The sequence below is a fragment of the Sporosarcina sp. E16_8 genome (genome assembly GCF_017347095.1).
GTDB lineage: Bacteria > Bacillota > Bacilli > Bacillales_A > Planococcaceae > Sporosarcina.
The window spans coordinates 1-987 of sequence record NZ_JADPRZ010000119.1 but is presented as its reverse complement, the minus strand read 5'-3'; the positions used below and the strand labels follow the sequence as shown (position 1 = coordinate 987).

The following is a 987-nucleotide window of genomic DNA, read 5'->3' as shown; positions in this document are numbered from 1 at the left end:
ACGCTTACAGCTACAGATGTAACAATTACAGCGGATATTCGAGACCTTGACAATGAGTTGTTCAAGACACCCGAAAGTACTAGCATCACTCAAACTCATACATTTACAATCCCTGGATTGAAATTATTAAGTGAGGCTAAGGCTAATACCGGAAACGTTGAAATTGTTAGCGTGGACGGAGAAATGGTTACTGCGAAAATTTTTGGAGGTAACCCATCGAGGAAAGTAGAAACGGGTGGGAGTTATACACCTGCAGATACTAAGTTTGTTGTAGGTCAAACATCGATTAGTTATAACTCTGGTGGTTATGTAGGAACGTTATCACAGTATGTAGCAAGTGGTAGTTACACGCCATTACATACAAAGTTGGTAACAAATCAACCAACTCCAAATTATAACAGTGAAGGATATACTGGATATTTGGAACCTTATACTGAAACTATTCCTATTAATCCTCCTGAAACCAAAACGGTTGCTTTTTACTTAACCGGTATGCAGTGTTTTAATCACGCTGAAGAATATACAGATCCGGAAGGATTTAAGGGTATTATATATCCTTCTGACTGTCTTTACGATTGGAATTCAATGACCTCTACAACTTGGTATAAAGGGGTTGTGAATAAAACACAAAAAACAGTAACTGCTTATCGAGGAAACGTTACAAGACCAACAAGCGACACCCGTGTTTATCGTTATCAAGGTAATGTCACGAAACCAGCTGTCGACACGAGAACATATGATGATTATTTTAACTACGAAATTTCTCTTGATTATGAAAAGGATATACTTGTTCAAAAATGGACACAAGGGAATCAGATTGTTGAGTTTTTCAAAAATGCAGGGAAGGAATTAAATGGAACTACGTTTACAGTAAGCGAAAATGACACATACACCGTTTATGCAGAAGATGCGGCGGGTAATGAATCTATCGAAACAATAAATATAAGTAATATAGATAAAAAACCTATAACACCAATACTTTCTGCA

1 pseudogene is annotated in these 987 nt (G+C 36.9%); it reads left to right on the top strand.

What is annotated here, in order from left to right:
- Positions 1-987: pseudogene (locus I2484_RS21025) on the top strand (hypothetical protein); the annotation flags it as partial.